Annotated in this window: 1 protein-coding gene; it reads left to right on the top strand. The window is 59.9% G+C overall.

Annotated elements, in window-relative coordinates; genetic code table 11:
- Positions 1–954: IS5 family transposase (locus AC3WWH_RS34785; protein ID WP_492377628.1), on the top strand; the 954-nt coding region annotated here is incomplete at its 5' end.
- Between the last annotated feature and the right edge of the window lie 121 nt (positions 955–1075).

Genomic DNA, 1075 nt, shown 5'->3' with positions numbered 1-1075 from the left:
TCCGACGGATCGAAGGGCGGACGTCCGCCGTTTCCGGCGGTGCTGATGTTCAAGATCCTGGTGCTGCAGGCGCTCTACAATCTCTCCGACGACCAGGCCGAGTTCGTCATCCAGGACCGGTTGTCGTTCATGCGGTTTCTCGGGCTCGGCCTTTCCGACAAGGTTCCGGATGCCAAGACGATCTGGCTGTTCCGCGAAAGCCTGGTGCGGGCCGGTGCCATCGACAACCTATTCGCCCGTTTCGACAAGCATCTGTCACGGTCGGGCTACCTGGCCAAAGGTGGTCAGATCGTTGATGCAACGATCATCCAGGCGCCCAGGCAGCACAACAGCCAGGACGAGAAAGACGCGATCAAGGCTGGTGAGATCCCGGACGAGTGGAAGGACAAGCCCGCCAAGCTTGCCCAGAAGGATCGCGATGCGCGTTGGACAGTGAAATATTCCAAGGCGAAGCAGCCGACGGAAACGCCGACATCAGCCGCGACCAAGCAGCATGACATCGCCATTCCGATGTTCGGTTACAAAAACCATGCCGGCATCGACCGGGCGCATGGGTTCATCCGGGGATGGACGGTGACGAGTGCGGCCGCCCATGACGGCGCTCAGCTCAGGAATGTCGTCGCCAAGGACAATACTGCCTCGACGGTCTGGGCCGACAGTGCCTATCGCTCGAAGACCAACGAGGAGTGGCTGAAAGACAATGGCCTGAAGTCGGACATCCACCAGCGAAAGCCGAAGGGCAAACCAATGCCGGAAACGATGTCGCGGGCAAACGGGCGACGATCAAAGATCAGATCCGCCGTCGAGCATGTCTTCGCCAGACAAAAGGACAAGATGAAGCTCTTCATCCGCACGATCGGCATCAGCAGGGCGACGGTGAAGATCGGCATGGCCAATATCGCCTACAACATGCTCCGATACGTCTTCCACGAAGGACGCCGTGCCGCCGCATGACGCCGGCCGCCCCGCAAGGGCGATGACACTACGATTTCCAGCATGAAATCGCAGGCGAAAGACGCCAACAGCCATCAGGCCGCGCCGCCGATCACCAAATCAGCGGTAATTCGAGGTCTCC

This window comes from Ensifer sp. EB106-03-01-XG145 (assembly GCF_058792075.1).
Note: the sequence above shows the minus strand (reverse complement) of the source record. Positions and strands in the feature narration are given on the sequence as shown.